General features: G+C 60.2%; 28 protein-coding genes, 1 tRNA gene and 3 pseudogenes. 15 read left to right on the forward strand and 17 right to left on the reverse strand.

Features of this window, described 5'->3' with window-relative positions; genetic code table 11:
• Positions 1 to 203: pseudogene (locus tag HJB84_RS31010) on the forward strand (IS110 family transposase); the annotation flags it as partial.
• 92 nt (positions 204 to 295) lie between these two features.
• Here HJB84_RS31010 and HJB84_RS31015 read toward each other — a convergent pair.
• The 6 genes from HJB84_RS31015 to HJB84_RS31040 all read right to left on the reverse strand — a co-directional run bounded on the left by HJB84_RS31015 (position 296) and on the right by HJB84_RS31040 (position 4,423).
• Entirely contained in the window at positions 296 to 1,177 is an 882-nt protein-coding gene (locus tag HJB84_RS31015; RefSeq protein ID WP_221117788.1) for an aldo/keto reductase, read from the reverse strand.
• Between the two features lie 272 nt (positions 1,178 to 1,449).
• Entirely contained in the window at positions 1,450 to 2,085 is a 636-nt protein-coding gene (locus HJB84_RS31020; protein ID WP_221117789.1) for a TetR family transcriptional regulator, read from the reverse strand.
• A gap of 19 nt (positions 2,086 to 2,104) precedes the next feature.
• Positions 2,105 to 2,776 carry a class I SAM-dependent methyltransferase gene (locus HJB84_RS31025; RefSeq protein ID WP_221117790.1) on the reverse strand — a complete coding sequence of 224 codons (672 nt, stop codon included), beginning with the start codon at positions 2,774 to 2,776 and terminating at the stop codon, positions 2,105 to 2,107.
• Positions 2,777 to 3,085: 309 nt separating this feature from the next.
• The gene (locus HJB84_RS31030; RefSeq protein WP_207582706.1) at positions 3,086 to 3,385 is read right to left on the reverse strand and encodes a hypothetical protein; all 300 of its coding nucleotides are present in this window, start codon (positions 3,383 to 3,385) and stop codon (positions 3,086 to 3,088) included.
• Positions 3,386 to 3,539: 154 nt separating this feature from the next.
• Entirely contained in the window at positions 3,540 to 3,911 is a 372-nt protein-coding gene (locus HJB84_RS31035; RefSeq protein WP_221117791.1) for a cell surface protein, read from the reverse strand.
• Between the two features lie 191 nt (positions 3,912 to 4,102).
• Entirely contained in the window at positions 4,103 to 4,423 is a 321-nt protein-coding gene (locus HJB84_RS31040) for a hypothetical protein (protein ID WP_207582704.1), read from the reverse strand.
• A 182-nt stretch (positions 4,424 to 4,605) separates the two neighbouring features.
• Here HJB84_RS31040 and HJB84_RS31045 point away from each other — a divergent pair.
• Positions 4,606 to 5,301 (forward strand): annotated as a pseudogene (locus HJB84_RS31045) (class I SAM-dependent methyltransferase); the annotation flags it as partial.
• Between the two features lie 114 nt (positions 5,302 to 5,415).
• Here HJB84_RS31045 and HJB84_RS31050 read toward each other — a convergent pair.
• A complete protein-coding gene (locus tag HJB84_RS31050; RefSeq protein ID WP_221117792.1) occupies positions 5,416 to 6,003 on the reverse strand; it encodes a hypothetical protein in 588 nt (195 codons plus the stop codon).
• 259 nt (positions 6,004 to 6,262) lie between these two features.
• Between HJB84_RS31050 and HJB84_RS31055 the strand changes: the two genes are divergently transcribed.
• Together HJB84_RS31055 and HJB84_RS31060 are read left to right on the forward strand one after the other, a co-directional pair.
• The gene (locus HJB84_RS31055) at positions 6,263 to 6,655 is read left to right on the forward strand and encodes a hypothetical protein (protein WP_246762752.1); all 393 of its coding nucleotides are present in this window, start codon (positions 6,263 to 6,265) and stop codon (positions 6,653 to 6,655) included.
• Between the two features lie 47 nt (positions 6,656 to 6,702).
• A pseudogene (locus HJB84_RS31060) lies at positions 6,703 to 6,990 on the forward strand (hypothetical protein); the annotation flags it as partial.
• 18 nt (positions 6,991 to 7,008) lie between these two features.
• Here HJB84_RS31060 and HJB84_RS31065 read toward each other — a convergent pair.
• Both HJB84_RS31065 and HJB84_RS31070 read right to left on the reverse strand, forming a co-directional pair.
• Positions 7,009 to 7,617 (reverse strand): pyridoxamine 5'-phosphate oxidase family protein, encoded by a 609-nt coding sequence (locus tag HJB84_RS31065; protein ID WP_246762708.1) that lies wholly within the window; start codon positions 7,615 to 7,617, stop codon positions 7,009 to 7,011.
• Positions 7,618 to 7,624: 7 nt separating this feature from the next.
• Entirely contained in the window at positions 7,625 to 8,329 is a 705-nt protein-coding gene (locus tag HJB84_RS31070; protein WP_221117793.1) for an SDR family oxidoreductase, read from the reverse strand.
• 116 nt (positions 8,330 to 8,445) lie between these two features.
• Between HJB84_RS31070 and HJB84_RS31075 the strand changes: the two genes are divergently transcribed.
• Complete coding sequence (locus HJB84_RS31075) at positions 8,446 to 9,321, forward strand: LysR substrate-binding domain-containing protein (RefSeq protein ID WP_221117794.1); 876 nt, start codon at positions 8,446 to 8,448, stop codon at positions 9,319 to 9,321.
• Positions 9,322 to 9,348: 27 nt separating this feature from the next.
• On the opposite strand, the gene HJB84_RS31080 is transcribed toward HJB84_RS31075, so the two are convergent.
• Positions 9,349 to 9,645, reverse strand: a complete 297-nt coding sequence (locus tag HJB84_RS31080; RefSeq protein WP_207582699.1) for a hypothetical protein — start codon at positions 9,643 to 9,645, stop codon at positions 9,349 to 9,351.
• A gap of 53 nt (positions 9,646 to 9,698) precedes the next feature.
• Complete coding sequence (locus HJB84_RS31085) at positions 9,699 to 9,878, reverse strand: hypothetical protein (protein ID WP_207582698.1); 180 nt, start codon at positions 9,876 to 9,878, stop codon at positions 9,699 to 9,701.
• A 212-nt stretch (positions 9,879 to 10,090) separates the two neighbouring features.
• Between HJB84_RS31085 and HJB84_RS31090 the strand changes: the two genes are divergently transcribed.
• The 3 genes from HJB84_RS31090 (at position 10,091) to HJB84_RS31100 (ending at position 11,789) form a co-directional block, all read left to right on the forward strand.
• A complete protein-coding gene (locus tag HJB84_RS31090; protein ID WP_207582697.1) occupies positions 10,091 to 10,612 on the forward strand; it encodes a hypothetical protein in 522 nt (173 codons plus the stop codon).
• Between the two features lie 149 nt (positions 10,613 to 10,761).
• Entirely contained in the window at positions 10,762 to 11,007 is a 246-nt protein-coding gene (locus tag HJB84_RS31095; RefSeq protein WP_207582696.1) for a DUF982 domain-containing protein, read from the forward strand.
• 356 nt (positions 11,008 to 11,363) lie between these two features.
• Positions 11,364 to 11,789, forward strand: coding sequence for a hypothetical protein (locus HJB84_RS31100; RefSeq protein ID WP_207582695.1), 426 nt, complete (start codon positions 11,364 to 11,366; stop codon positions 11,787 to 11,789).
• 58 nt (positions 11,790 to 11,847) lie between these two features.
• On the opposite strand, the gene HJB84_RS31105 is transcribed toward HJB84_RS31100, so the two are convergent.
• The 4 genes from HJB84_RS31105 to HJB84_RS31120 form a co-directional block, all read right to left on the reverse strand.
• A complete protein-coding gene (locus HJB84_RS31105; RefSeq protein WP_207582694.1) occupies positions 11,848 to 12,504 on the reverse strand; it encodes a DNA methyltransferase in 657 nt (218 codons plus the stop codon).
• 155 nt (positions 12,505 to 12,659) lie between these two features.
• Positions 12,660 to 12,736: transfer RNA gene (locus HJB84_RS31110), tRNA-Arg, on the reverse strand.
• 122 nt (positions 12,737 to 12,858) lie between these two features.
• Positions 12,859 to 14,391 (reverse strand): HAMP domain-containing sensor histidine kinase, encoded by a 1,533-nt coding sequence (locus tag HJB84_RS31115; RefSeq protein ID WP_207582693.1) that lies wholly within the window; start codon positions 14,389 to 14,391, stop codon positions 12,859 to 12,861.
• A gap of 157 nt (positions 14,392 to 14,548) precedes the next feature.
• Positions 14,549 to 16,546: a methyl-accepting chemotaxis protein gene (locus tag HJB84_RS31120; protein ID WP_221117795.1), complete on the reverse strand. Its 1,998-nt coding sequence runs from the start codon at positions 16,544 to 16,546 to the stop codon at positions 14,549 to 14,551.
• A gap of 417 nt (positions 16,547 to 16,963) precedes the next feature.
• On the opposite strand from HJB84_RS31120, the gene rpmH reads away from it, so the two are divergent.
• The 3 genes from rpmH to yidC are packed head-to-tail and all read left to right on the forward strand — an operon-like array spanning position 16,964 to position 19,314.
• Entirely contained in the window at positions 16,964 to 17,098 is a 135-nt protein-coding gene (gene rpmH, locus HJB84_RS31125) for a 50S ribosomal protein L34 (RefSeq protein WP_207582691.1), read from the forward strand.
• 21 nt (positions 17,099 to 17,119) lie between these two features.
• Positions 17,120 to 17,521: a ribonuclease P protein component gene (rnpA, locus tag HJB84_RS31130; protein WP_207582690.1), complete on the forward strand. Its 402-nt coding sequence runs from the start codon at positions 17,120 to 17,122 to the stop codon at positions 17,519 to 17,521.
• Positions 17,521 to 19,314: a membrane protein insertase YidC gene (gene yidC / locus HJB84_RS31135; protein WP_207582689.1), complete on the forward strand. Its 1,794-nt coding sequence runs from the start codon at positions 17,521 to 17,523 to the stop codon at positions 19,312 to 19,314. Before rnpA ends, yidC begins: the two co-directional genes overlap by 1 nt.
• A 214-nt stretch (positions 19,315 to 19,528) precedes the next feature.
• Here yidC and HJB84_RS31140 read toward each other — a convergent pair whose 3' ends face one another.
• On the reverse strand, positions 19,529 to 20,185 hold the full coding sequence (locus HJB84_RS31140; RefSeq protein WP_221117796.1) for an O-methyltransferase: 657 nt from the start codon (positions 20,183 to 20,185) through the stop codon (positions 19,529 to 19,531).
• Between the two features lie 89 nt (positions 20,186 to 20,274).
• On the opposite strand from HJB84_RS31140, the gene HJB84_RS31145 reads away from it, so the two are divergent.
• The 4 genes from HJB84_RS31145 (at position 20,275) to HJB84_RS31160 (ending at position 23,629) form a co-directional block, all read left to right on the forward strand.
• The gene (locus HJB84_RS31145; protein ID WP_221117797.1) at positions 20,275 to 20,907 is read left to right on the forward strand and encodes a TetR family transcriptional regulator; all 633 of its coding nucleotides are present in this window, start codon (positions 20,275 to 20,277) and stop codon (positions 20,905 to 20,907) included.
• A gap of 118 nt (positions 20,908 to 21,025) precedes the next feature.
• The gene (yihA, locus tag HJB84_RS31150; RefSeq protein ID WP_207582686.1) at positions 21,026 to 21,679 is read left to right on the forward strand and encodes a ribosome biogenesis GTP-binding protein YihA/YsxC; all 654 of its coding nucleotides are present in this window, start codon (positions 21,026 to 21,028) and stop codon (positions 21,677 to 21,679) included.
• 338 nt (positions 21,680 to 22,017) lie between these two features.
• A complete protein-coding gene (locus HJB84_RS31155; RefSeq protein WP_003588915.1) occupies positions 22,018 to 22,227 on the forward strand; it encodes a cold-shock protein in 210 nt (69 codons plus the stop codon).
• Between the two features lie 325 nt (positions 22,228 to 22,552).
• Positions 22,553 to 23,629, forward strand: a complete 1,077-nt coding sequence (locus HJB84_RS31160; RefSeq protein WP_207582685.1) for a sensor histidine kinase — start codon at positions 22,553 to 22,555, stop codon at positions 23,627 to 23,629.
• Between the two features lie 87 nt (positions 23,630 to 23,716).
• Here the strand turns inward: HJB84_RS31160 and HJB84_RS31165 are convergent, their stop codons facing one another.
• Complete coding sequence (locus tag HJB84_RS31165; RefSeq protein WP_221117798.1) at positions 23,717 to 24,271, reverse strand: fasciclin domain-containing protein; 555 nt, start codon at positions 24,269 to 24,271, stop codon at positions 23,717 to 23,719.
• Positions 24,272 to 24,394: the final 123 nt, after the last annotated feature.

The following is a 24,394-nucleotide window of genomic DNA, read 5'->3' on the forward strand; positions in this document are numbered from 1 at the left end:
GCGGCGGCCGCGGCAAGGTGCGGGCTGTGCTGTTCATGGCCGCCCTCGTCGCCAGTCGGTACAACCCCGACCTCAAGGCCTTCCGCGACCGTCTGGTCGCGGCCGGCAAGCCCAAGATCGTCGCAACCGTCGCAACTATGCGCAAGCTGCTCACCATCCTCAATGCCATCATCAGGGACGGACGACCATGGCAAAACGCTTGACAAATAAGACAGTCGCTCTCCCCGTTTTACGGGGAGAGGGTTAGGGTGAGGGGCAGCCTTGGGCACTATCGTCGGGCCACCAGTTTACCCCATCAAGCCGCCTTGAAGACCTTCCGGCCCTCAGCGTCGAGCGCCGAGAATTCCTCCTCCGATAGCGTGATATCGACGGCGGCGACGTTCTCCTCGAGATGCTTGACCTTCGAGGTGCCGGGAATCGGCAGCATTACCGGGCTGCGCTTCAGCACCCAGGCGAGCGCGATCTGGCTCGGCGCGGCATTGTGCTTTTTGGCAATCGTGTCGAGCAGAGAGCCGGGCTTGGCGAGATCACCGGCGGCGAGCGGGTACCAGGGGATGAAGCCGATATTGTGGTTGGCGCAATAATCGAGCACGTCCTCGCTGGTGCGATCGACGAGATTGTAGCGGTTCTGGACGGTCGCCACCTTGAAGTGTTTCGACGCCGCTTCGATGTCGGCGACGGAGACTTCGCTCAGCCCGGCATGGCGGATGAGGCCGGCATCGAGCAGCGATTTGATCGCATCGAACTGTTCCTTGGCCGGCACCTTCGGATCGATGCGGTGAAGCTGCCAGAGATCGATCTGCTCGAGCCCGAGATTGCGCAGGCTCTTATGCGCCTGCTGGATCAGATATTCCGGGCGGCCGACCGGCAGCCAGAGATTGGGGCCGTGGCGGGTCAGGCCGCCCTTGGTGGCGACGACGGACTTGGCGCCATAGGGATGCAGCGCCTCCTTGATCAGCCATTCGGAAATATCGGGACCGTAGGAATCGGCGGTATCGATGAAGTTGACACCGAGTTCGGGCAAGCGCTTCAGCGTGCGGATGGATTCGGCATGATCGGCGGGCTCGCCCCAGATGCCGTCACCGGTAACACGCATGGCGCCGAAACCGAGACGGTTGATCTCGATATCGCCGCCGATCTTGAAGGTGCCTGACTTGGCTGCGTTATGACTGGACATGGTCTTTCCTCTCTTGGTCGATACGTTCGAAGCCGGACGTTCAAAGCCGGTGAAACTGGATCGCCGTTTGCAGGCGCTAAATTCGGTGCGGGAGACTCAAAAAAGCTGTTCGTGGGCGGGAGCATTGCCGCGCGCCCTGACAGGAGATGGGCCGGAGGGCTGCCAGATGCAATGAGCGGGCGCTTGCTGCCGTGATAAAAAGATGCGCGGCATGCCGTAGGCCGGCGGCCATATCGCGGCGCCAGGCAATTTGCCGCCGGCGAAGCCGGCTTTCAAAACCTGTTCTTCGCCTCGTCGCCGAATTCCGCCAGGGTCTTCCAGAGTTCGGCGAAGATTTCATGGGCGAAATCGTGCAGCGAGGCGCCAGGCTCGCGTTGCTGCCAGAGTTCGCCACCGACGCGCAGCGCGCCGATGACGACCGCGGCAAGCACGCGCATGCGCGACCGCTCGCCCGGATCGTTTCCCTTGAGCAGAAGCAACGCCTCGGCCAGCTTCTGTTCGAGCCTGGCATATTTCAGCTGGTCGCGGGCCTTCAGCGCCGGCGTGCGACGGATGAGTTCACTGAGCGCCAGGCCGCGCTCGTCGACAGAGGCGATGACGGTGGCGGTGATCGCCGCCTCGACCACAGCCACCGAGGGTTCTTCTGCCGGCCTTGCGGCGATCTCGGCCATCAGCCGATCGGCGAAACCATCCTGCCAGGCGAAAACCACCTCTTCCTTGGAGGGGAAATAGTCGAAGAAACTGCGCTTGGAGACATCGGCCGCCTCGGTGATGTCCTCGATGGTCGTGGCCTCGAAGCCGCGCTGGAGAAAGAGACTCATCGCCGCTTGCTCGATGCGCTCGCGGGTCTGCCGCCGCTTGCGTTGCCGCCTGCCTTCCGTCGCTGCCGTCCGCTTGCTGTCAGCCATTCCTGCCCGGCATCATCGTTCAGCCGCCGGTTTCGTTGGAAAAGGCGGCGACATCGTCGAGTTCAGCCTCGCTCTCACGATAGCTGAAGCGCTCGCGCGACAGCTCCAGCGGCTTGCGGCGGGAGATCCGGTAGACGGAGGCCGGCGGCAGGTTGCGCACCGTGCCGCCGATGCGCACCGCCTTCAAGCCGAGACGGTCGAGGATCGGCCGCGGCACCGGGCAGCGCGGGCCATAGGTAAATTGATAGACCGCTGCGCCCGGCCGCATATAGGCAAAAGCGCCGGCCAGGATTGAGGTGATCTTGCGCGGCGACATGGACAGAAGCGGCAGGCCACTGATAACGGCGCCAACCGGTTCGCCTTCGAAAATATCGGCATGGGCGAGATGGGCCGCATCCATTTGCAGCACGCGCGCCGTCGGGAACCGCGCCTGCAGCGAAGTGATGAACTCCGGACCGTATTCTATCAGGGTCAGGTCCGCCTCGCTGACGCCGCGCGCCAGCAGTGCCCGGGTGAAAACGCCGGTGCCGGGGCCGAGCTCGATGATCGGCCCGTCGAGTGCGGCAATTTCACTGGTCATGATCCTGGCAAGCGAATCGCCCGACGGCGCGATGGCTGCGACCCGAAGCGGGTTGCTGATCCAGGAGCGGAAAAAATGCAGGAAATCGGAGCATGCAGCCTTTGCGGTCATGATTATCCCACCTGTCTGAAATTCGATTGATTATGAAAAACGACCATCGCGGCGAGCATGGCAATTCCAAGGCAAAGGCATCAAACACCCGCCTGAACAGGCGATCCTCCCGATTTTTCGGTCGGGAGTAGCTGTGATTTTGTATTTATTGCATTTTTGCAGTTAGTGCAAGATTTAATAGGGGACCCGAGCAAGGACGGGCCGAATCCGGCTGACCGCTATCCTCAATGCAAAAGGCGGCCCAAGGCCGCCTCCAGGCTGGTCAACAAAATCGGCCAACGTCGCGTTGGCGAAGGGCCGAGCGCTTCGTCAATAGTTGCAACCAGAGCTGCTCGTCGGGTTGAAGCCGAGCTTACAATCCATGTTGAGGGGCTTTTTCGGGCTCATCATATAATGTGTCGAGCCCATGCTTTCCGCGCGCTCGCCGATCGAACCGGTCGTGCGCCTGTCATGTTCAACCTTGGTTTCCTGCTGGGCAACCGGACGTCGGGTTGCACCCTGTTCTGTCGCGCTCGACTGGAGGGGAGCTGCCGCGGCTGAAAAGGCCGAGAGGCCGAGGATCGCACCGAGGGCAGCGGCCATCAGGCCGGTCTTGAAGGTCGTTGTCATAGTCGTCTCCTTGGGAGGATTCAGCGAATTTACGCCCCGGAGTTAGGAAGGCGATCTGTCACAATCTACGGCGCCAGAGCCGAGGTCACGGATATGTGAGCGGCCCCATGATCGAGAAAAAGGCGGCTCATCGCCGCCTCTTTCATTTGCCGGCTCAATAGCCGTTATCGCAGGGCATACTGCCGGGACCGATCGATCCTGAGAACGTAGGGTTGCACATTTCCGGGGCTGCAGGTCGGTTCGCCGGCTGGCGGACGATCGAGCCCGTGGTACCGGCCTCTACGCCGAAGGCGGCAAGCGGATACCAGTAGCCGTCGGAATGGCGGCGGGTGCCGGGCCGCTCGCTGCGAGAGCCTTGATAGCCATGCCAGGACCCGGCATCTGGTTTATATTGCACCATTTTTACGGCTTGGACATCGGGCGGCCGAACCGCCTGAACGGGGGCTGCCTGCGCTGGGGCAATCGACGCGAGGGCGAGAAGGGCGCCGAGCGCGACGGTGGAAGGGGCAAGTCTGAGCATCTTCATGATAAACCCTCCTTAGTGGATTTACCTGATGACAATGCCTTTCCCACCCGCAGAGTTCCGGGCTCGCATGCAACTTCCTAAACTCGTGATTGCAGACGATCCGGCGTGACTGAAACGCCAAAAAACGTGAAAAGTCGCGATCGGCGGAAGGGCTCAAACGGCGCTGGGGCGGAAAGGTGAATTCTCTATTCTCAATTCGCGTATAATGTCCGATAGCCCTGGCCAGAGAGGCAGGCGACATATTGCCGGTGGGCCGCGGCACGGGCAATCGTTTCCGCCTCCAGATCATCGGCTTGGGCATAGCCGGTCAGCTGGGCGCGCAGCTGATATTGTCGCCTCGCCTCGTCATACATGGCGTTGCCATCGGTCATGCAAATGCCGTGCGCAACAGCAGACGGATTGACCGGCACGCCGACCGCCAGGAGGACCGGATCATTGGCATGGTCGATGCAGCCGGCAAGCGCCGTCATCATCCCCAGGGCAGCCAGAGCCCGAAAAATTCCCATCGTCATGCATTCCTCCGGCCGAACCGCCTCTGAGATCATCAGATCTGCGCTTACGTCAGCAAGGTTGCGCGAAACTAGAGCATGTCGGCCAGAAGTGTGCAGCGGCGCAGAAGTTTAAATATTGCTTAAATATTATATTAATGCTTACTTATGGGTGTAGACACTAATCTCTCCGGGGGAGAAAGATTATGGCTTCGCCGTGGGTGAACGACGCGCTGTCGCACGCGCGATCAGCATTTTCCAGCAAGATCAACGCAGATATCCTTGAGGTTGGGGGCGGCTCTCGAACCCATATCCGCTTGGAGGGGGCCCGATATACGGTCCTGGACATCTCGAAGGAGCAGCTCGAGAAGAACCGGGACGCTTCTGAACGGATCCTCCGCGATGCGCAAACCATCGACTACGGAGATCGTCACTTCGACGCCTGTGTCTTCTGGGATGTTCTCGAGCATCTGGAAAGCCCGCGCTCTGCCTTATTGAGAGCCCATGATACCCTGTCTCCCGGTGGCCTGGTGTTCGTGAAAGGTCCGATCCTGAGTTCAGCCAAAGGGATCTTCACCGACCTGACGCCCTGGTGGAGCCACGTCTTGTTCTATCGCTACGTCCTGCGGCAGAAAAACGCCGGCGAGCCCGGCTATGCCCCCTTTCGCGTCGAGCACGCCGCAGAAGCATCGCATTCGGAGATTGCCGGGACACTGAAGGAACTCGGCATGGATATCGTCTTCGTCGGCGAGTATGTGTCGACGCAGGTGCATGCGCTCAAGGACCGGATTCCCCCGCTTTATTGGCTCTACGAAGCCTTCGGCCTGCTGCTTCGCACAGTTTCTGCCGGAAGGATCGGCGGGCGGGAGACGGAGTTTCTGATCGTGGCAAAGTGCCTTCGGGATAACGACGTGCATCAAAACAAGGGCAACTCCCACCAAACTCTATATAGCACTTCGGAATCCCGAAATTGGCTGCGGCATTGAAACCATTCAATGTTTCCTGAGGGTCACAGTTCACGAAGCGCGGCGGATTTCGGGATTCCGAAGCGGCAGTATTTCGGGATCCCGAAGTGGGATTTTTTTCTTCCTGCCGACATGCCCGCGTTTGTCGGCGGCAAGCTTGCGGTCGGTCTCGGACCATTTCCGGCAGTTTTCAGCCGTGCACCGCTTCCACTCATCGGTGGGTGGCGCACCTTCATGGTCGCCGACAAATGTCAGCGTGAACCGGTTGGGATGCGCGACCCCGCTGCCTGCCCGGCCGCGGCGAACTTTGATCAGCCCCTTATATTCCAGCTCATCGAGCGCATCGGCCACATATTCGCCGGTGACGCCGTAGGACACGAATTGGGGATGGGTCACGACAAGCTTGCCGTTTTCCAAGGCGGCGTGCGAGGTGTGCTCGATGACGATGCGGAAGAAGGCTCGGCAGGCATTGGCGCTCAATGTCGTGAAAGCCGGCGATTCCAGCAACTGGATCGTCAGCCAATGCCAGCGAAGGCTGCCGTCATCACACCTGCCGGGCGGAGCGGTATGCTTGCGCACCATCGCCCGCGTCTTTCCGGCGCTGGTTCGGCTCTTGTCGCGCGGGTTGAATTCCACCATCAGCCCCTTGCCCTCATTGCCGGCCTATCCTTTGGCAAGACGTATGTTCTGCGAGGCCGGGAACTCTGTTCATAAAGGGGGCGACGGCCGCGGCTCGTCCAGGCGATCACTTCGCCGATAGGGAAAAATTTGCTCAACATCCGGCATTCCATGGTTGCAATTGCGGGCAACCTAGCGCAAGAACGATCCATGAACTAGGAAAATATTCTTAGTTTTGATCTTATATAACCGAGGTCTTCCTGCTAGAATGTTGACAGTGATGCATCACAGGCGACAGGAGACGAGGCGAATGATCGGCATTTACGGGAAGCGGTTGCTGGCATCGCTTTCGATATTTCTTGTCAGCGCCATCCATGCCTTTCCTTGCGATCAACGCATCGTGCTGTCCAACTGGAAGTCCTGTCAGATCGCTTCATTGAGCGAAGAGGGTGGCGACGCAGATTGGAAGGCCGTGCCTGAATGGACTCGCAGCAAAGCCATAAGCCCGTATTTCTTGAATGATCCGCGTGCACTGGCCAATCACGGGCTTTGTAACGCCAAGTTCCACCGCGTCGTTATCTGCTGGCCGGGATGGGATGAGGGCGACAAGGACAAATGCTCTTATCGCATTTGCGATGGCGCCTCATGGAAAAGAGTACCGGATGGGGGCTGATCTCAGCCGGAAGGCCACCGCCTACCCTTCAATGTCAGAGGCCAGTCAGGGTGAAGAGCGCGGAGCTCGCCCGGTCCCCAGTATCCTACGATCAGGGTCTGAATATCCTGCTCACCCCGGAAAGCGCCGCCAAATTCCGCGATTTCACGCAGGCGGCATTGGGACGGCAAACGCAGTTGCTGATCAATGACAAGATCGTCATGGAACCGTGGATGAGGGAGCCGATCATGGATGGCCGCATTGTGCTGGCGGGAACCGATGGGAAAGATTTAGAGGCGATGGCAGAGCAGTTGAGGATTCCAGGGGCTTCGATTATCGTCCGGTTGCGCCCGTGAGGGCGCCACCGGCGCCTGTCATGGATTGACCCATCGACAGGCCGCAAGAGCGCTCGTCTCGTCATAGGTCAACATCGCCCTTCGATTGTCCTGCTGGCGCAACTGGAACCAGTCCAGCGTCCGGGCGCGAAAGATCAACAGGCCGAAATGCGGCTTTCCCTCCGCCTCATCCGCAAGCTTGGATGGGGCTGCCGCGTCGATGGCGTCAAAGGCACGCTCGTCCCCGGGCGGACCGCCGGCATAGGTCGTCCGCGTCCAGGTGGAGAGCTTGTCCCAGGCTGCTTTGGCCCGGTCGCTGCCGGAGGCGTGCAGTTCGACTATCCCCTGAAGCCGAAACTGCAGCCGCGTCTGCGCGCAGAAGCCGAGGACCGTGGCATGAGGATTTGCCGAAAGCTCCCGCCATTTGGGGCTGCGCGTATCGGTGTGAAATTCCAGAACCCGCAATGATCCGTCGGCGCGCCGCAAGACCACCATGCGCGCCTGTGGCCTCTGCCCCGCATCGACGGAGCAGAGGCTCAAGAACCGGAAACCCGACTGCGGGCTTGCTGCCGCCGTTTCCAGCTCTCGCCATGCCGAAGCATCTATATCGGCGAGGTTCAGTGGCACGGCTTCATGATCTGTCTGCATGGCCGGCTCAGACGGAACGGGTAATGCCGCCATCGACGCGGATGTTCTGGCCGGTGATGTAGCCGGCGCCCTCAGACAGCAGGAAGGCAACCGTCGCGGCGATTTCCTCGGCCGTGCCATAGCGGCCCATCGGCACGCTGTCGCGCCGCTCGTCGGTGGCGGGCAGGCTGTCGATCCAGCCGGGCAGGACATTGTTCATGCGGATGGTCTTCGACGCATAGGTATCGGCAAAGATTTTGGTGAAGCTCGCCAGCCCAGCCCTGGCGAACGCCGAGGTGGGGAACATCGGCGACGGCTCGAAAGCCCATGCCGTCGAGATGTTGACGACAGCGCCGCCGCCCTGGGCCTCCATGATCGGCGTGACCAGCCGGATCGGCCGCACGGCGCTGAGGAAATAGACCTCCATGCCCTTGTGCCAGTCTTCATCAGTAATTTCGAGGATCGGCGCGCGCGGCCCATGGCCGGCGGAATTGACCAGCGCGTCGATCCGCCCCCATTTCTCCATCGCCAGATCGACGAGCCGCTTGACATCGTCGTTCACCAGGTTCGAGCCGGTGACGCCTACACCGCCCAATTCCCTGGCGAGCGTCTCGCCCTTGCCCGACGAGGAGAGCACCGCAATGCGATAGCCATCCGCGGCCAGTTTCCTTGCTGCGGCGGCACCCATGCCGGAACCGCCTGCGGTAATGAGAGCGACTTTTTCTTTAGACATCGGAGCCTCCAATCGTTGAATTGCCAAGCAGTATGCCAGAGACAGCGCAGACTTTCGCCTCAGAAAGAAACGTGTCAGACTGTAGAAAATCTACTGGAAAGCCCCCGGAAAGATCAATGATGCAACCCCGCCGCAAGCTGCCGCCGCTGAATGCTCTCCGCGCCTTCGAAGTCTCGGGCCGCAGGTTGAATTTTCGCGCCGCCGCCGAAGAACTGGGAGTGTCGCAGGGTGCGGTCGCGCAGCAGGTGCGCGCGCTGGAAGATCAACTCGGCCTGATGTTGTTTCAGCGCCTGCCGCGCGGCCTGGCTCTGACCCCGCAGGGCGCGGCCTATCTTGCGGATGTGACCCGCGCTTTCGATACGCTCAGTGAGGCGACCGGGCGTCTTCTCGCTCGGCCGGACGCGGTGACGATCAGCGTAACCCCAACTGTCGCCGCCAAGCTGCTGATCCCGCGCCTCGCCGAATTCAAGGCGGCCCTTCCCGACGTGGAACTGCGAACGGTCGCCACCGAGGCGCTGTCCGACTTCGATCGCGATCAGGTGGACATTGCTGTGCGGCTGACCCGCCCGCCTTTTCCGGCCTCGCTGGAAGCAAGGCTGCTGTTCCGCCAGACCCTCGTCGCCGTCGCCAGTCCACACCTGGTCAAGGACCTGCCCCTTCCGCTGATGGCCGATGAGCTTCGCAAGCTGCCGCTTCTGCATGACGCAGTCAGTCCCTGGCCGCTCGTCCTGCGATCGCGCGAGAAACTGCCGGGTGCCGTGTTCAACCACACGACGCTGGCGCTCGATGCGGCGCTCGCCGGCCAGGGCGTCGCCTTGGCGTGCCGGGCGTTCGTGGCGGCGGATCTCGAGGCCGGGCGGCTGGTGCAGGTGACGGATGCGACGACGACCATCGAACCCGACTATTTTCTTATCCGCAAACGTTCGTCATCACCGCGAAAGGCGGTCGATGCGGTATGGCATTGGTGCGCGGCGAGGCTGTCGGTCGGTTAAACCGGTAAACCGACGCCAAGTCGGATTTCAATCCTTGGGTTCAGGGATCAGGCGTATCAGCGTTCCGTTACGCGCCGCGCCGCTGGTTGTCGTTGAGATCTGCCGAAGCGGTCCACGAGCGATGAGCATCTCTGGAGCAGGGTGTTTTCCGGGACCCGGATCGGCAAAGGCTGAAAACGCGTGATCCGACTCGAATATGCCCATGGATGATGTCGCGACGATTGCTTCGCCGCAGGCGGCGCATCGAAGAATGTACGAACCGAGGTGCACGATCGATTCTGTTTTGTCCAATCCGCACGATGGGCAGGCCATCATATTGTTCATTGGTTCACTCCAGCCTGAGCTTGCAAGCCTCTCCGATATCCAAAATGGCGAACCTACGAGGCAGCGGCCAGAACGATGGCAATGACGAGCAGCAGGGGACCCATCCACTTGAAGTGACGAACCAGAGGCGGTTTCGCCGAGTAGCCAGGCAACGGCAGATAACCAAGGCCCACGAGGGTCATCCACAGGCCGGCGCAAAACATGATGATTTCATCGATATAGGCTGCGATCATGGCTCTCCTGCCGTCGTAAAGGACTGTGATGCTCTGTCTCGACAGGCGAAGCCGCTCCATCCGAGCCGGACAGACCTCCAACTAAACATCTGGCGGCACTTTCGAAAAGGCCGAAAACTAAACTCAAGGTGGCAAAGCCGTTCCGAATCCCCTAAGCATCTGGAAATTCGCACACGAATGCGACCAGCTGCAGTTACTTTCGGGAATATGACATGCACAACGCCAAATTCATTCACTACGCCGCCTTCTCGTTAGGCGTCGCTATTGCGGCATTTCAAGCCGAAGGCGTCATGGCCGCTCCGGCCAATAACAAGTTCTTTGACGCGGCGCTGTGCAAACCACCCTATTCGATGACATCCACCATGGAGATCTATGACGCCGCGGAAGCTCTGGCCAAGCCAAACACCTCGTCGCTCGGTGCGGCGATCTACAAGATTCCGAACCAGATCGGCCGCGACGGCTTCAAATCGACCGAGGTTTTCTTTTCCAGCAACGCGGTCGGGATTCTGGTCGAGGGAGAACGCGCTGACGATCTGGCCGCAAAATACGGGTTGAAGCCGGAGAGTTCGGACCTGCTCGGAACATCTACCAAGGGCTATTCGCGCGAGCTTCCGGCCGATCAGCAGCCCGAAGCGGGACTTGCCGGGCCTGGAAAGATCTCGATCGTCGCCCGCCAGGGGGAGGCCTTGCCGGGTAAAACATTGCTGGCGTGTGAATTCGCCCAAGAATTTTGAGAAGCGCCACCGAAAGGGCGTCGCGATCTTTCAGACTCGCTGCTTGCGCTTGAAAAAAAGCATCTCGCTCACACCCTCGCCTCGCCACGCGGGTTAAACCGCCTTATGTGAGGAGGCGGCAGAGAGCACGCAGCGGAGGTCCTGAGACAATGCAAACCATTTGGAAGAAGCCGGTGACACTCGCCCTTGAAGGCCCGGATCAGTGGGTGGTCATCCAGACGACCCAGGCCGCTACATGGGCGCTGGTTGAAGACTGGCCGACCGAGGATGGGCCGGCCCTGGATCGGGCGTGCGCGGTTTGCGCTGATGTCATGTCGGGCAAACGAAACCGGGAAGAGGCGCGGCAGGCCTTTATCGAAGCTGCGATCGAAGCCGGAATCCCCATCAAGGAGTAGGGCCAGGGCATTTGGCCTCTGTTGGGCTTGATGCCTCCACCAAGGGGCACGCGCCGGCGGTTTCCGGCAACTGGTACGGCTCTTGTCCCGCCGGTTGATCAGCCCTCACCTTGGCTGCCAGCACGTCCTTCCGGGAAAGGGCAGAAGAACTGGTTTTTCACGCGTGCGGAGGGAAAAGACCGGCCCAAGCGCCCGCATCGCCAATCGCCACAAGATTCTTCAACATTCCATGGTTGCAACGGCGAGCAATCTAGCGTAAGAACATTTCGTGAACTAGGAAAAAAATCTTAGGGCGGTTTTGAGATTGCCTGATCCCGTCAGATGATGACAGGTAATTGCACGCGGTGGAGGCCAGGATGCGAAAGGTCGGCATAACGGAGAAGGGCGCGATGGTCTATGGCCAGCGGCTGTTGGTATTGGTTTCGATCCTGCTGGGAAGCGCCGTCCAGGCCTTTCCCTGCGATCAGCCGGTCGTGATTTCGAATTGGTCGTTCTGTGCGATCGCCAATGTGAGCGATGAGGGCGGCGCCGCAGATTGGAAAGCCGTTCCTGCATGGACTCACAAGGACGCCATAAGCGCGTATTTCGGAAACGACCCGCGGCTCTTGGCAAACCACGGACTTTGCAACGCCAAATTCCGTCGCGTCGTCCTCTGCCAGCCGGGATGGCAAACGGGCAACCCGGACGAGTGCTCATATCTGGTTTGCAGCGGCTATTACTCATCCTTGTTCGGGAAGAAAGAAAGGGAAGACTATTTGAGAGACCATCCGGACGAGCAATAGTTTTTCGCTTCGCTGCCTTGAGGCACAGACTGGAGCGGCCGTCGCGGCAAACTTGATTTCATCCGCTTGCATTCTTGAACACGAGGCACTGTGTGAACCGGTTGCCGCTTTCCACTGTATCAGACCAATTCACCATAATTTCCCCTTCAAGCGTCATAACCTCCGACAAAGCTCGTCCTAGATCCCAGACAAGGGGGGAGAATTGTTCGTTGGTCAGATTGTCGGCCTGAACGACGAGGTAAGCGTTTGTCTTCATGCGTTTGCAGATCCGGCCGTATATTTCCTGCATTCTTTTCAGATAAACGTCATAGCCATCATAATCCGGATCGCCGTTGTAAAGCGGGTTCCATTTATGCCAATGGGGCATGTATGGCGGCGATGTGATGCAAAAATCCATCTCGGGAAAATCGAAGGCTGCCAGCTCTGCGCTATCACCGCAGAGCAGATGATGCTTTGTCGTGATGCGTTCCTTGACCCATTCACATCTCTGCCGGTCGGCTTCTATCCCATAAGGAATCCTGCCCCTCTCCTCGCAGGCAAAGAAAGTCGTTCCCAGTCCCACAAAAGGATCGAGAACGGCGTCTCCTGGTTTTGTAAACCGATCAAGCAATGCCGACACCAAAGCGCCGGGAAACCTGATTTCATCCCCGTTCTGAAAGTCCGGCAAGGGGAATTGATGTCGATTGGAGACCGTCAATAATTCTGAAATTGCCACGGTAAACTTCCTCCGCAGACAACTGCCATCGGGCCCACGTCCTCCGTTGGGACTATGGGAAAAATGCTGGTCGGTTACGCACAGTATCAGAGGAACACGTCAGATGACGTTACCCTTCCGGAGCCGAGCGGAATTAAAGCTGATAAAAAGGAAAATGGCGCACCCGGAGCGATTCGAACGCCCGACCCCCAGATTCGTAGTCTGGTGCTCTATCCAGCTGAGCTACGGGTGCGTGCAATTGCGGCGGTGCCGCTTGCGTGGGCGATCCTCTAAAGCGTCCTTCGGGACAATGCAAGAGCATTTCGGAAAAAATCGCGCGTTTAACAGTTTGTGGCCACGACTTACGAAATCCGGTCACTTTTCGATGTGCGTCCGGCTGCGGTAATCCTCCAGCGAAACCGGGCGATCGGGGATCTCGATGCGGAACTGGGTACCGACCGTCGGTTTTTCCACAAGCGCGATCGTGCCGCCATGGGCGAGCACCAGCTCGCGGGCGATCGTCAGGCCGAGGCCGGTGCCGCCGGAGCGGGCGGAGCCGCGGAAGGCGGCAAAGAGGTTCTGGCGCGCCTTCAGAGGCATGCCAGGGCCGGTATCGTCAACCGTGATGCTGACGACGCTGCCGACCCGCTGGGCGGCGACGGTGATGCGCCTGACCGCGCCCGGGGCACCCTCGCCCGGTGCGGTCAGCGCCTGCAGCGCGTTGCGGCAGAGATTGTGGATGACGCGGAACAGCTGCTCGCCATCGGCATCGACCTTAAGATCGGCGCCGATCTGCTCGGTGAATTCGATGCCGCTTTGCGGATCGATCGCCAGCATGTCCTTGACGTCCTGGGTCAGTTCCAAAAGCAGGACATGGCGGCGGCGCGGGGCGGATTCGCTCGCCTTGCCGTAAGACAGCACCTCGGTGGTATAGCCGACTGCGCGGGCGATGGTACGCAGCAGCTTCGGGGCGAAGCTCTTGACCATCGGATCATCGACATCGACCAGCCGATCCGACATCAGCTGCGCCGAGGCCAGGATATTGCGCATGTCGTGATTGATCTTGGAGACGGCGAGGCCGAGAGCGGCAAGGTTCTTCTGCTGCTTCAGCGTCTTCTGCAGCTCCATCTGCATCGAGGTGAGGTTGCGGCCGGCGACCGCCAGTTCGTCGCGGCCGCCATCGCCGATATAGATATGGGCGGGGTTCTCGGGATCGGAGGAGAATTGCTGCATGCTGCCGGTCAGCCGGCGGATCGGGCCGATCAGGATGCGGTTGATCGCAAAGAAGATCAGCGTCGCGGTGAACAGCGCGATCAGCACCGACAGCAGGAGAACGTTGCGGGAATAGGCAAACATTGCCGTGCGCAGCTGCCTGTCCTTCATCACCACCTCGACGCCGGTATTGGTGTCGCCGACGGGGCCGTAGACGCGGATCATCCTGCCGCCGCCGAAGATCAAGGTGTCGAGCGCATCGCGGATTGCCGTTGCCGGCGGCACGTCGGTGAGATCATAGGCCTCGTCGACCGAGGTCGGCATGTCGGTCGTCGCCAGCAGCCGCGAGGTGCCATCCTTGCGCAGCACGATCGCCTTGGTGCCGGTCGCCTCCAGCGTCTCCTTCTGCAACGCGCGCGGCAGCTCGACCGGCTGCAGCCCATCGATGACGATGGCGGCGGCAGCGGCCGTGTTCAGCCTGTCCTCCAGCCAGCGGATGCGCATGCTGGCGACCGAGGGGAAGAAGATCAGGATTTCGGCGAGCATGATAAAGAAGACGGTGAGCCAGAGCAGCTTGCCCGACAATCCGCCGAACATGCCGCCGAACATGCCGGCAGACGGGCACGGCGCCCTTGCGGCCTCGCCGGCCGCGGGGATTTCCGCTGAAGGATTGTCGCCCTGATCTTGTACCGGCATTCTGGTCTCGCACGAACGGCGGCACTTCAGCCGCCCTCTCGCTCTATATTAGACCAAACGGCTCCGCTTTCAAATCTTTGCGAACAGCGTCACGTCGTCACAAAGAAACGCCGCCCGGAGGGAGGCGGCGTTTCAAGGTGCTGACGATCGATAAGGATCAGAACTCTTCCCAGCTCTGTTCTGCGGCGGCCGCATTGCCGCCGAAGGCGCGGGCGACCTTGGCGATCGCCCGGCGGGCGGGCGAGGCGACCGGCCTTTGCGGCTCGTTGCGGACAAGCGCCACAGGCGCCGGTGCATCATCCGACAGCTTGAAGCGGGAAATCAGCCGCACCAGCCCACCGGCTTCGGCCGAAAGCCTGTGCGTGGCGGCGGAGGTCTCTTCGACCATCGCAGCATTCTGCTGGGTGACCTGGTCCATCTGGTTGACGGCGGTATTGACTTCCTTGAGGCCGGTCGACTGTTCGGTCGCAGCCGTGGCGATCGAATGGATATGATCGTTGATGGCGATGACGCGGGTGCCGATTTCGGCCAGCGCCTCGCCGGTCGCCTGGACGAGCTTGACGCCGACCTGCACCTCGTTGCCCGACTTGGTGATCAGCGCCTTGATGTCCTTGGCGGCCTTTGCCGAACGCTGGGCGAGCTCGCGCACTTCCTGTGCCACAACCGCAAAGCCCTTGCCGGCCTCGCCGGCGCGTGCCGCCTCGACGCCGGCGTTCAGCGCCAGCAGGTTGGTCTGGAAGGCGATCTCGTCGATGACGTTGATGATCTGGCTGATTTCGCGCGATGCCTGCTCGATGCGGCCCATGGCCTCGACGGCATTGCCGACGACGACGCCGGAAGCGCCTGATTTGTCCTTGGCTTCCGACACCATAATGGTGGCTTCATGCGCCCGCTCGGTGGAATTCTGAACGACGGCGGTGATCTGATCGAGTGCCGCCGAGGTCTGTTCGAGGGCGGCGGCCTGCTGCTCGGTGCGCTTCGACAAGTCGTCGCTGGCATTGCGCAGTTCGGCGGTGTTGCCGTTCATCGCTTCCGTCGTCTGGCGCACTTCGCGCATCGTCGCCTGCAGGGTGACGAAGGTGTTGTTGACGTTCTGCTGCAGCTCGGCGAAGGCGCCCTGGAAGTTGCCGTTCATCGTCTGGGTGAGGTCGCCATCGGCAAGGCTTGCAATGACGCGGCGGGTCTCGCCGATGCCGGCATCGACGCTCGACAGCAGCGTGTTGATGTTGCCGGCGAAGCGGTTGAGGTTCTCGTCCTCGTAGTCCTTGCTGATGCGGTGGCCGAAGTCGCCGGCTGCAGCCGCAGCCACGACGACGGACATGCTCGACTGCAGGTCGTCGCTCTTGGCGCGCATCGCCGCCTCCTGGGCGTTCAGGCGCTTGATCGCAAGGCCGTTGGCCTTGAACACCGCGACGGCTGCGGCCATCTCGCCGATTTCGTCCTGGCGCCCGGCAAAGGGAACCTCGGCCTCGAAATTGCCGCTGGCGACCTCGTTGATCGCCCGGGTGACGCGCTTGATCGGGCGGCTCAGATGGCTGGTGCCGATATAGAAGCCCATGCCGATGCCGACGGCGATGCCGATGCCGGTGATGCTGAGGACCAGCATCAGCACCCAGGTGCGGAAGCTTTCGATCTCGGTGTTGACGGTTTCGAGCGCTGCCTTGTCGGTGGCGACCACCGCGTCGATTTCGGCCTGGAACGCCTTGCGGTTGGCGCGGTTGGCGTCATTATTGCCCTGGGCGCTGGCGGCCTCGGGGCCGACTTCGGTGCCGAGACGGGCAGTTTCGGTGCGGAAGGTGCGGAATTCCGCGGCACGGGCGACGAGCTTGGCGAAATCATCCTTCTCAGCCGCCGTGACGAGCGGCGCCCAGCCCGCGATGACCTTATCGATCTCCTCGAGATCGGCCATGATGCCCTTGGCGAAGTTCGGCGTGTCCTTGATCGTCTTGGCGGCATAGATGCCGCGCGCTTCCATGACCACGGCGGTTACGAAACGGTTGAGCCGTTCGCCGGCATAGGCGCGGGCGGCGGCCTCCTCATAAGCGGTCAGGTTGCGATTGTATTCGTGCATGGCCGACAGTGCCGTTGCGCCGATCAAAAGCGCCACCGCGCCCATCACGCATACCAGCAGATTAATTTTGCCGCGGATCTTCATGCACTGTCTCCTAGCTATGCCACTGCCTGGAAAGCAAATTCCAGCCGATGATCCGAATATCGGCGAAAGTTATTAAAGTTAGATTTCCAATGTTTACGATTATGGCGACGGAAAATTATCCATGTTGACCTTGGTTGGGACGCGGAAACCCCTGAGAACCGGGGCTATGATATCCGGCTGCGGCAAAACCACAACCAGTTGGGGCAGATCGGATTTCTTAACACCAGAGTGCGAAAATACTTGTCAAGCCGGCGGCTCAAAGTGAAATTATCCGGTATAATTGACTTTCATAGGCTTCATCCGTATAAGCCGCCGCACGTCCGGTCACTCAGCCTTTCATGGCTCGCCCGTTCGAAAAACAACGCTCCTTGCACTATGCAAATTCAAGAAGGGCCGCACTCCGCGGTGTTTAAATAAATGAAGCGTACCTACCAACCATCCAAGCTTGTTCGCAAGCGTCGCCACGGCTTCCGTGCGCGCATGTCCACCAAGGGTGGCCGCAAGGTCATCGTTGCCCGCCGCGCGCAGGGCCGCAAGCGTCTTTCGGCTTAAGGCCGGATTGCCCGAGAAAAGATGGCGGGCGAATTGACGACCAAAGAAGAAAAACACGCTGTCGGGCGGCTGAAGAGCCGCCCGCAGTTTCTTGCCGCGCGCGAGGGCGAGAAACGCCGTGGCGGCTTCTTCCTTCTCGAAGTCCTCGACCGGAAGGAACCCGATAGCCAAGCCCGTGTCGGTTTCACAGTCACCAAAAAACATGGCAACGCGGTCGAACGGAACCGTATGCGCCGCCGCCTGAAAGAGGCGGTGCGGCTTCATGCGGGGTTTGCAATGCAGCCCGGACACGACTATGTGGTTGTCGCGCGCAGGGACGTGCTTAAAGCGTCCTTCAAAGAATTGGCCGCGGAACTGAAATTTCGCGTGGAAACCAGGCCGAAACCCCGGCGCTCCGGAGACGGACGCCCCAGGAACGTATGATGGAAAAAAACCGCAATTACTTCATTGCGATCGCTCTCTCGGTGCTGATCGTCCTCGGCTGGCAGTTTCTCTATATGAACCCGCGCATCGAGGCCCAGCGCAAGGCGCAGGAAGCCCAGAAGGCGCAGCAGAAGACCGAACAGGTGCAGCAGCCTGCAGCCGACGGTGCGACGCCGGCCCCGACGAATGGCACAGCGCCTTCCGGTCAGGCCGTCGCCACGGCGACGCTCGAACAGGCGCTCGCAAAGACTCCGCGCGTTGTCATCGATACTCCTGCGCTTTCCGGCTCGATCAACCTTGCCGGCGCCCGGCTCGACGACCTGAAGCTCAAGGCCTATCACGAGACCGTCGACGACTCGAGCCCGACCATCACCCTGTTCAGCCCGGCCGAAACCAAGGACGGCTACTTCACCGAGCTCGGCTATATCGGCAGCGACGCCACCGGCGACGTTCCCGGTGCCTCGACGCTCTGGACGGCGCCCGAGGGCGCCAAGCTCACTGAGAAGACGCCGGTGACGCTTTCCTATACCAATGACAAGGGCCTGACCTTTACGCGGACGATTTCCGTCGACGAACGCTATATGTTCACCGTCGCCGACAAGATCGCAAATGCCGGCCAGGCGCCCGCCTCGCTCTCCTCCTACGGCCGCGTCACACGTTACAACAAGCCGACGACGCCCTCCGTCTACGTCCTGCATGAAGGCTTCATCGGCGTCATCGGCGAGGACGGCCTCGTTGAAACCAAATATGCCGCCGCCGAGAAGGAAGCTGTCATGCCGGCGAAATCCACCGGCGGTTGGCTTGGTATTACCGACAAATATTGGGCCGCGACGATCATTCCGCCGCAGAGTGCTGCCTATGAAGCGCGCTTCTCGCATTTTACCGATGGCCAGCCACGCTATCAGGCCGACTACAAGGACGATGCCTTCACCGTTGCGCCGGGCCAATCGATCGAGCTCAAGAACCTCGTCTTCGCCGGCGCCAAGGAAGTCCCTGTCATCGACGGCTACGAGGCCAGCTATTCGATCCCGAAGTTCGACCGGCTGATCGACTGGGGCTGGTTTTATTTCATCACCAAGCCGATGTTCAAGCTGATGGACTTCTTCTATCGCTTCTTCGGCAATTTCGGCGTGGCGATCCTGTGCACCACCATCGTCGTCAAGGCGCTGTTCTTCCCGCTCGCCAGCAAGCAATATGCTTCGATGGCGAACATGAAGCGCATGCAACCGAAGATGGAGGAGCTGAAGGCGAAATTCGCCGACGACCGCATGGGGCTGCAGCAGGCGACCATGCAGCTCTACAAGGAAGAGAAGATCAACCCGATCGCCGGCTGCTGGCCGGTGGCGCTGCAGATCCCGATCTTCTTCTCGCTCTACAAGGTGATCTACATCACCATCGAGATGCGGCACGCGCCGTTCTTCGGCTGGATCAAGGACCTTTCGGCCCCCGATCCCACGACGATCGTCAATCTGTTCGGCCTGCTGCCCTTCCAGGCGCCGACCATTCTGCATCTCGGCGTCTGGCCGCTGATCATGGGCGTCACCATGTTCCTGCAGATGCGCATGAACCCGACACCGCCCGATCCGACGCAGGCGATGATCTTCACCTGGATGCCGCTGGTGTTCATGTTCATGCTGGCAAGCTTCCCGGCCGGCCTGGTCATCTACTGGGCCTGGAACAACACGCTCTCGGTCGCCCAGCAGTCGGTGATCATGAAGCGCCACGGCGTCAAGGTCGAACTCTTCGACAATCTGAAGGGTCTGTTCCGACGAAAACCGGCGCCATCGAAATGACGCCGCTGCAGATCGCAGCAGCTCAAAGTGCGATAGACAAGCCCCGCTTCGGCGGGCTTTTCTTTTCGGATCTGTAAAAATGATCCTATGCCGACATTGGCTTCAGAGCATGATGCCGAAAAGTGTGTGCGGTTTTCGGACGGCATCATGCTCTACTATTTAGTTTAGAACAGGATTCAGATTTTAGGCTGAGCCGGCCTAAAATCATCCTGTTCTAGGCGGCACGCAGGGAAAGTTCGACGTCTTCGGAAAACGGTGTGGACATGTAACCGCTGCCAAGTGCGCGCACTTGACCGAGGTATTCCGGGCAGGCGTCCGCATCGTCGGCGATAATGATTGCGCCCTGGCGAAGGCGGCCTTCCAGGATCTGCAAAATCTCCAGATACAGCGACTTTGCGCCGTCCATCAGGACCAGATCGATGCTGCCCGGAAGATCGTCGCCGAGGGTTTCAAGCGCATCGCCTTGGCGAAACTCGACAAGATCGGCGAGCCCTGCGGCTTGGAGGTGCTGCCGTGCTTTGGCGACCTTTTCAGGTTCGAACTCGGTGGTAATCAGCCGGCCGCCACCGTTATCGCGCAGTGCGGCGGCGAGATAGAGCGTCGAAATGCCGAACGACGTGCCGAACTCCACGATCACGCGTGCTCCACTGCTGCGTGTCAGCATGTAGAGCAACTCTCCGGTCTGGCGTGACACCGGAAGCCAGAGATCCTTTACCAGGCCATAGAAATTGCGGTATTCCGCCTTGCTGTGGAAGAGGCGATCTCGCTCCGCCTCTGACAGTGCCGCCAGGCCGGGGCTGGTCGCCTTGTCGGCTTCATCGAAAAGCTGGTCGAGCAGCGGTGCAAGCGGAGCGGTCGTTAAAGTGGTCATATCAAATCCTTCATCGAGAGCGTTGTTGTGCCGATCGGGAAAATACGATTAATTCGTCACATTCGCTAATCGCATCCGGAAGCCTAGAGATGACCGACCGCCCAAGCTCCAGACTTTCCTCACGAAAACAGCCTAAACAGACGCGCTCGAACGAGCTCGTTTCGGCAATTCTGCAGGCCGCTGTTCAGGTTTTGGCGCAGCAAGGCGCGCACCGCTTCACCACTGCACGCGTGGCGCAAAAAGCAGGCGTCAGCGTTGGATCGCTTTACCAATATTTTCCGAACAAGGCCGCGATCCTGTTCCGGCTGCAGAGCGACGAGTGGCGAGAAACCACCGATCTGCTGAATGAGATCCTGAAGGACCGATCGGAGCCGCCGCTTCGGCGGGTGCGTAGATTGGTTCGGGCCTTCATTCGGTCGGAGTGCGAAGAAGCCGCGGTGCGGGTGGCGCTCGGCGACGCTGCCCCGCTTTACAGGGATGCGCCGGAGGCCCAGGAGGCACGACAGGCGGGCGACCCGGTGATCGAGGACTTCCTGAAGGAGATGCTTCCCGCCCTCCCCGAGGCTGCCCGCGTGCTGGCCGGCGACTTGATCATGACGACCCTGACGACCGTCGGAAAGGAATTTTCTGAAAGACCGCGGAAGACCGAAGAGGTCGACGCCTATTCGGATGCGATGGCCGATATGCTTTGCGCCTATCTTCTGAGCCTGAGTACGCGGTGACCCGCAAGGCCGTGCGTGGGAAGGAAGCAATGGTCTGCAAACCGCCTCGAAGCTTGACATCTTCCTTCAAAACCACGAAGCCCGGTAAGAGACAGAAGCCGGAGATTGCAGAGCCCGCATGCCCGAAAACGAAAAGCCGCTCTTCGGCCACCCATGGATCTTCATCCGCGGCGTGCCGTCGCTCAACTTCCTGCCGCCGGAAGGGCCGCTGGAAGTGGCCTTTGCCGGCCGTTCCAATGTCGGCAAGTCGTCGCTGATCAATGCGCTGGTCGGCCAGAAAGGTCTGGCTCGCACGTCGAACACGCCGGGGCGCACGCAGGAGCTCAATTATTTCGTTCCGGACGGCTTTTCCGGCGAAGGTGGCGACCTGCCGCCAATGGCGATCGTCGATATGCCGGGCTATGGGTATGCGCAGGCACCGAAGGAGATGGTCGACAAGTGGACCAAGCTGGTTTTCGACTATCTGCGCGGCCGCGCGACGCTGAAGCGCGTCTATGTGCTGATCGACAGCCGCCACGGCATCAAGAAGAACGACGATGACGTGCTTGATCTGCTCGACAAGGCGGCCGTCTCCTATCAGATCGTGCTGACCAAGACCGACAAGATCAAGGCGCCCGCTGTGCCGAAGCTGCTTGCCGAGACCGCGGAAAAGATCCGCAAGCGCCCGGCCGCCTATCCCGGCGTGCTGTCCACCTCATCGGAAAAGGGCGACGGCCTGGACGATCTGCGCCAGGCGATCGGCGATACCGTCGGCATCGCCCGCTGGAAATAGAACGGCGCCCGGCTGCGGTATTTGGGGCGACGCGTGAGTCTGGCTCGTTCCAAAGCTCGCTTCCGGCATATCCGGATTCTCGGCTTTTCACGCGGCCGAGTCCTATTTGGTGCAAAGGCCGAAGGAGCATCTACAGGTTGACTTGTTCATCGATGAAAAACTAACGGTTGACGATACGGGTTGGTTGCGGTAGATGGCGGCTATCGAATTTTGCTTGCTGGCTTGGTTATCGCGCGATTAGCACCGCGGCCTGAACGAACTTCCTTTCAAAAATCGCTATCATCATCCGCATCGCCCTGGCGCTGCGGTTCTTCAATATTGCTATGAAAGGGTTCATCATGACCACTGGCACCGTTAAATGGTTCAACTCCACCAAGGGCTTCGGCTTCATTCAGCCTGATAATGGCGGCGCTGACGCCTTCGTTCACATCTCCGCCGTCGAACGTGCCGGAATGCGCGAACTCGTCGAAGGCCAGAAGATCGGCTTCGATCTCGAGCGTGACAACAAGTCGGGCAAGATGTCCGCTTGCAATCTCCAGAACGCTTAAATCGATATCTGCTTTCCTTTGACCACGGATGTACTGGCACTGCCGGAAGCACGTTATCCATTCAAGGCCAGGCGATTTGCCTGGCCTTTTTGTTTTCGCTCGTGCATCGAGCCCCTGACATGACCGAGCGTAAATTATGCTTGGTGGCTGCTGGCGCAATTTCCGGGTTTGGCCTGAATCAAGGGTCGGATCACGTCAATCATCCTCGCAGTATGAAACTGCTTGCATAGGCTGACCGGCAGTGTTTGCACTTGCGTCCGCGAAGTTTTTAAAGCAACCCTCCATCCCATGCTGTGCAAGAGCAGCCGCGTGCGCGAGTAGTTAGATGACTGATAGCAAAGACCAGCCGCTTTCGCCGGAAGGCGTCGGCAACCTGCCCCATCTGGCCGAAGCCCTTGATGACGATCGGTTTCGACACTTTCTCGATCACGTCCCCTTTGCTGTGGCCGTCTCCGAACTCGATAACTGTGAGGCGCTGATTTACGTCAATCTCGAGTTCGAACGGCTGACGGCGCTCAGCGCAACGCAGGTCCAGGGAAAAGCCTGGACCGAGATCGAATTGGATTCCACCGCCATATCGGGAGGAGCGACGCTGACAGCCGCCGTGACTTCTGCGGAAGAGTATATTGGCGCGTTCTCCCTGGTGGCCGAACCTGACAGCACGACCATTATCGATGTCTGGTCGAATACCATCGTCGACGATGACGACACCCCGCTGTTCCGATTGGTAGCCTTTGCGGCGCGCAATGAGGCGGCGGCGGATCAGAGCTTCGGCGAGCTGCTGACCGAGAAGGATGTGCTTCTGCGCGAACTTCAGCATCGCGTGAAGAACAATCTTCAGATGATCACGGCGCTGATCCGGATGGAGGCGCGCAATGCGCAACAGAGCGAGGAAAGCGAGAGATTTGCACGGCTTGCCGGGCGGATCGAAGCCTTGGCGCTGTTGTACCGCTCGCTGTCGGACGAAGAGAAAGGCGCCACAGTCGATCTTGGCACCTATGTGAGCCAGATTGCCGCCTCGGTGATGGCTGCCCACGCCGTGGAAGGCATACGGCTGGACATGAAGGTCGATACCTGGCCGGTTTCGGTCGATGTGGCCATGCCCGCCGGGCTGGTGATCAACGAACTCCTCACCAATGCGCTGAAACATGCCTTTGTGGGGCGTGACGGCGGAGAGATCACGCTCCGCTGTGTCGTCAGCGATACCGGCTGCAGGATCACCGTTGCCGATAATGGGGTCGGTCTTCCTCAAGATGTGAATTGGCCGCACCCGGGAAAGCTGAGCGCGATGATCGTGCAGTCCCTGAAACAGAACGCCCGCGCTAACGTCGAAGTAACCTCGTCCCCCGGCACCGGCATGAGTGTCACACTCGTTTTCCGGAGAGCCGAAGCGGCCCGATAGCCACCTCATCAGTGACGCTGGCGCCTCTCTCATTGTGTTTGGGGCGCCCCGGAGAGCGCCCCCACGCCTCTGCCGACATACGCAGACTTACATCTTCGGCAGCAGCACCTTGTCGACGACGTGGATGACGCCGTTCGACTGTTTGACATCGGCGATCGTCACATGCGAGACGCCGCCGTTTTCGTCGGTCAGCGTGATCTTGCCCATGCTTTCCTTGGCTTTCAGCACGCAGCCGCCGACGGTCTTGATGTCGTGCTCGCCGCCGTCATCCTTGATCATCTTGGCAACGGTCTTGGCCATCGCATCGGCGGCAACGACATGGCAGGTCAGAACCTTGGTGAGCGTCGCCTTGTTTTCCGGCTTCAGCAGCGTGTCGACGGTGCCCTTCGGCAGAGCGGCGAAGGCTTCGTTGGTCGGCGCAAAGACAGTGAAGGGGCCCTTGCCCTCGAGCGTGCTGACCAGGCCCGCCGCCTTGACGGCTGCGACCAGCGTCGTGTGATCCTTGGAATTCACGGCGTTTTCGATGATGTTCTTGCTGGCGAACATCGCCGCACCGCCGACTTCCGGGTTCTTGGCGGCGGCAAAGGCGACAGCGGATAGGGCGGTGGCGAGCGCAAAACCGCGCAATACGGACTTGATCATGATTTTCTCCTCACCGGACACCATCCGCGGGCTTTATGCCTGAGCGTCGTCCGGACATTTCGACCTACGGAGGTTTGCGCCAAAGAGTTTCAGGCGGGAGAAAATGATTTTATGGGGCGCGAT

The organism is Rhizobium sp. NZLR1b, from assembly GCF_019685155.1.
Lineage (GTDB): Bacteria > Pseudomonadota > Alphaproteobacteria > Rhizobiales > Rhizobiaceae > Rhizobium.

Bases quoted from the DNA above. Each gene is read 5' to 3' on its own strand.
- HJB84_RS31015 (WP_221117788.1), bottom strand. From the start codon at position 1,177: ATGTCCAGTCATAACGCAGCCAAGTCAGGCACCTTCAAGATCGGCGGC.
- HJB84_RS31020 (WP_221117789.1), bottom strand. From the start codon at position 2,085: ATGGCTGACAGCAAGCGGACGGCAGCGACGGAAGGCAGGCGGCAACGC.
- HJB84_RS31080 (WP_207582699.1), bottom strand. From the start codon at position 9,645: ATGAACAATATGATGGCCTGCCCATCGTGCGGATTGGACAAAACAGAA.
- HJB84_RS31155 (WP_003588915.1), top strand. From the start codon at position 22,018: ATGACCACTGGCACCGTTAAATGGTTCAACTCCACCAAGGGCTTCGGC.
- HJB84_RS31075 (WP_221117794.1), top strand. From the start codon at position 8,446: ATGATGCAACCCCGCCGCAAGCTGCCGCCGCTGAATGCTCTCCGCGCC.
- HJB84_RS31065 (WP_246762708.1), bottom strand. From the start codon at position 7,617: ATGCAGACAGATCATGAAGCCGTGCCACTGAACCTCGCCGATATAGAT.
- HJB84_RS31165 (WP_221117798.1), bottom strand. From the start codon at position 24,271: ATGATCAAGTCCGTATTGCGCGGTTTTGCGCTCGCCACCGCCCTATCC.
- HJB84_RS31035 (WP_221117791.1), bottom strand. From the start codon at position 3,911: ATGAAGATGCTCAGACTTGCCCCTTCCACCGTCGCGCTCGGCGCCCTT.
- HJB84_RS31100 (WP_207582695.1), top strand. From the start codon at position 11,364: ATGCGAAAGGTCGGCATAACGGAGAAGGGCGCGATGGTCTATGGCCAG.
- HJB84_RS31140 (WP_221117796.1), bottom strand. From the start codon at position 20,185: ATGACCACTTTAACGACCGCTCCGCTTGCACCGCTGCTCGACCAGCTT.
- HJB84_RS31095 (WP_207582696.1), top strand. From the start codon at position 10,762: ATGCAAACCATTTGGAAGAAGCCGGTGACACTCGCCCTTGAAGGCCCG.
- rpmH (WP_207582691.1), top strand. From the start codon at position 16,964: ATGAAGCGTACCTACCAACCATCCAAGCTTGTTCGCAAGCGTCGCCAC.
- HJB84_RS31120 (WP_221117795.1), bottom strand. From the start codon at position 16,546: ATGAAGATCCGCGGCAAAATTAATCTGCTGGTATGCGTGATGGGCGCG.
- HJB84_RS31030 (WP_207582706.1), bottom strand. From the start codon at position 3,385: ATGACAACGACCTTCAAGACCGGCCTGATGGCCGCTGCCCTCGGTGCG.
- yidC (WP_207582689.1), top strand. From the start codon at position 17,521: ATGGAAAAAAACCGCAATTACTTCATTGCGATCGCTCTCTCGGTGCTG.
- rnpA (WP_207582690.1), top strand. From the start codon at position 17,120: ATGGCGGGCGAATTGACGACCAAAGAAGAAAAACACGCTGTCGGGCGG.
- HJB84_RS31070 (WP_221117793.1), bottom strand. From the start codon at position 8,329: ATGTCTAAAGAAAAAGTCGCTCTCATTACCGCAGGCGGTTCCGGCATG.
- HJB84_RS31115 (WP_207582693.1), bottom strand. From the start codon at position 14,391: ATGCCGGTACAAGATCAGGGCGACAATCCTTCAGCGGAAATCCCCGCG.
- yihA (WP_207582686.1), top strand. From the start codon at position 21,026: ATGCCCGAAAACGAAAAGCCGCTCTTCGGCCACCCATGGATCTTCATC.
- HJB84_RS31055 (WP_246762752.1), top strand. From the start codon at position 6,263: ATGCATCACAGGCGACAGGAGACGAGGCGAATGATCGGCATTTACGGG.
- HJB84_RS31145 (WP_221117797.1), top strand. From the start codon at position 20,275: ATGACCGACCGCCCAAGCTCCAGACTTTCCTCACGAAAACAGCCTAAA.
- HJB84_RS31050 (WP_221117792.1), bottom strand. From the start codon at position 6,003: ATGGTGGAATTCAACCCGCGCGACAAGAGCCGAACCAGCGCCGGAAAG.
- HJB84_RS31040 (WP_207582704.1), bottom strand. From the start codon at position 4,423: ATGACGATGGGAATTTTTCGGGCTCTGGCTGCCCTGGGGATGATGACG.
- HJB84_RS31085 (WP_207582698.1), bottom strand. From the start codon at position 9,878: ATGATCGCAGCCTATATCGATGAAATCATCATGTTTTGCGCCGGCCTG.
- HJB84_RS31160 (WP_207582685.1), top strand. From the start codon at position 22,553: ATGACTGATAGCAAAGACCAGCCGCTTTCGCCGGAAGGCGTCGGCAAC.
- HJB84_RS31090 (WP_207582697.1), top strand. From the start codon at position 10,091: ATGCACAACGCCAAATTCATTCACTACGCCGCCTTCTCGTTAGGCGTC.
- HJB84_RS31025 (WP_221117790.1), bottom strand. From the start codon at position 2,776: ATGACCGCAAAGGCTGCATGCTCCGATTTCCTGCATTTTTTCCGCTCC.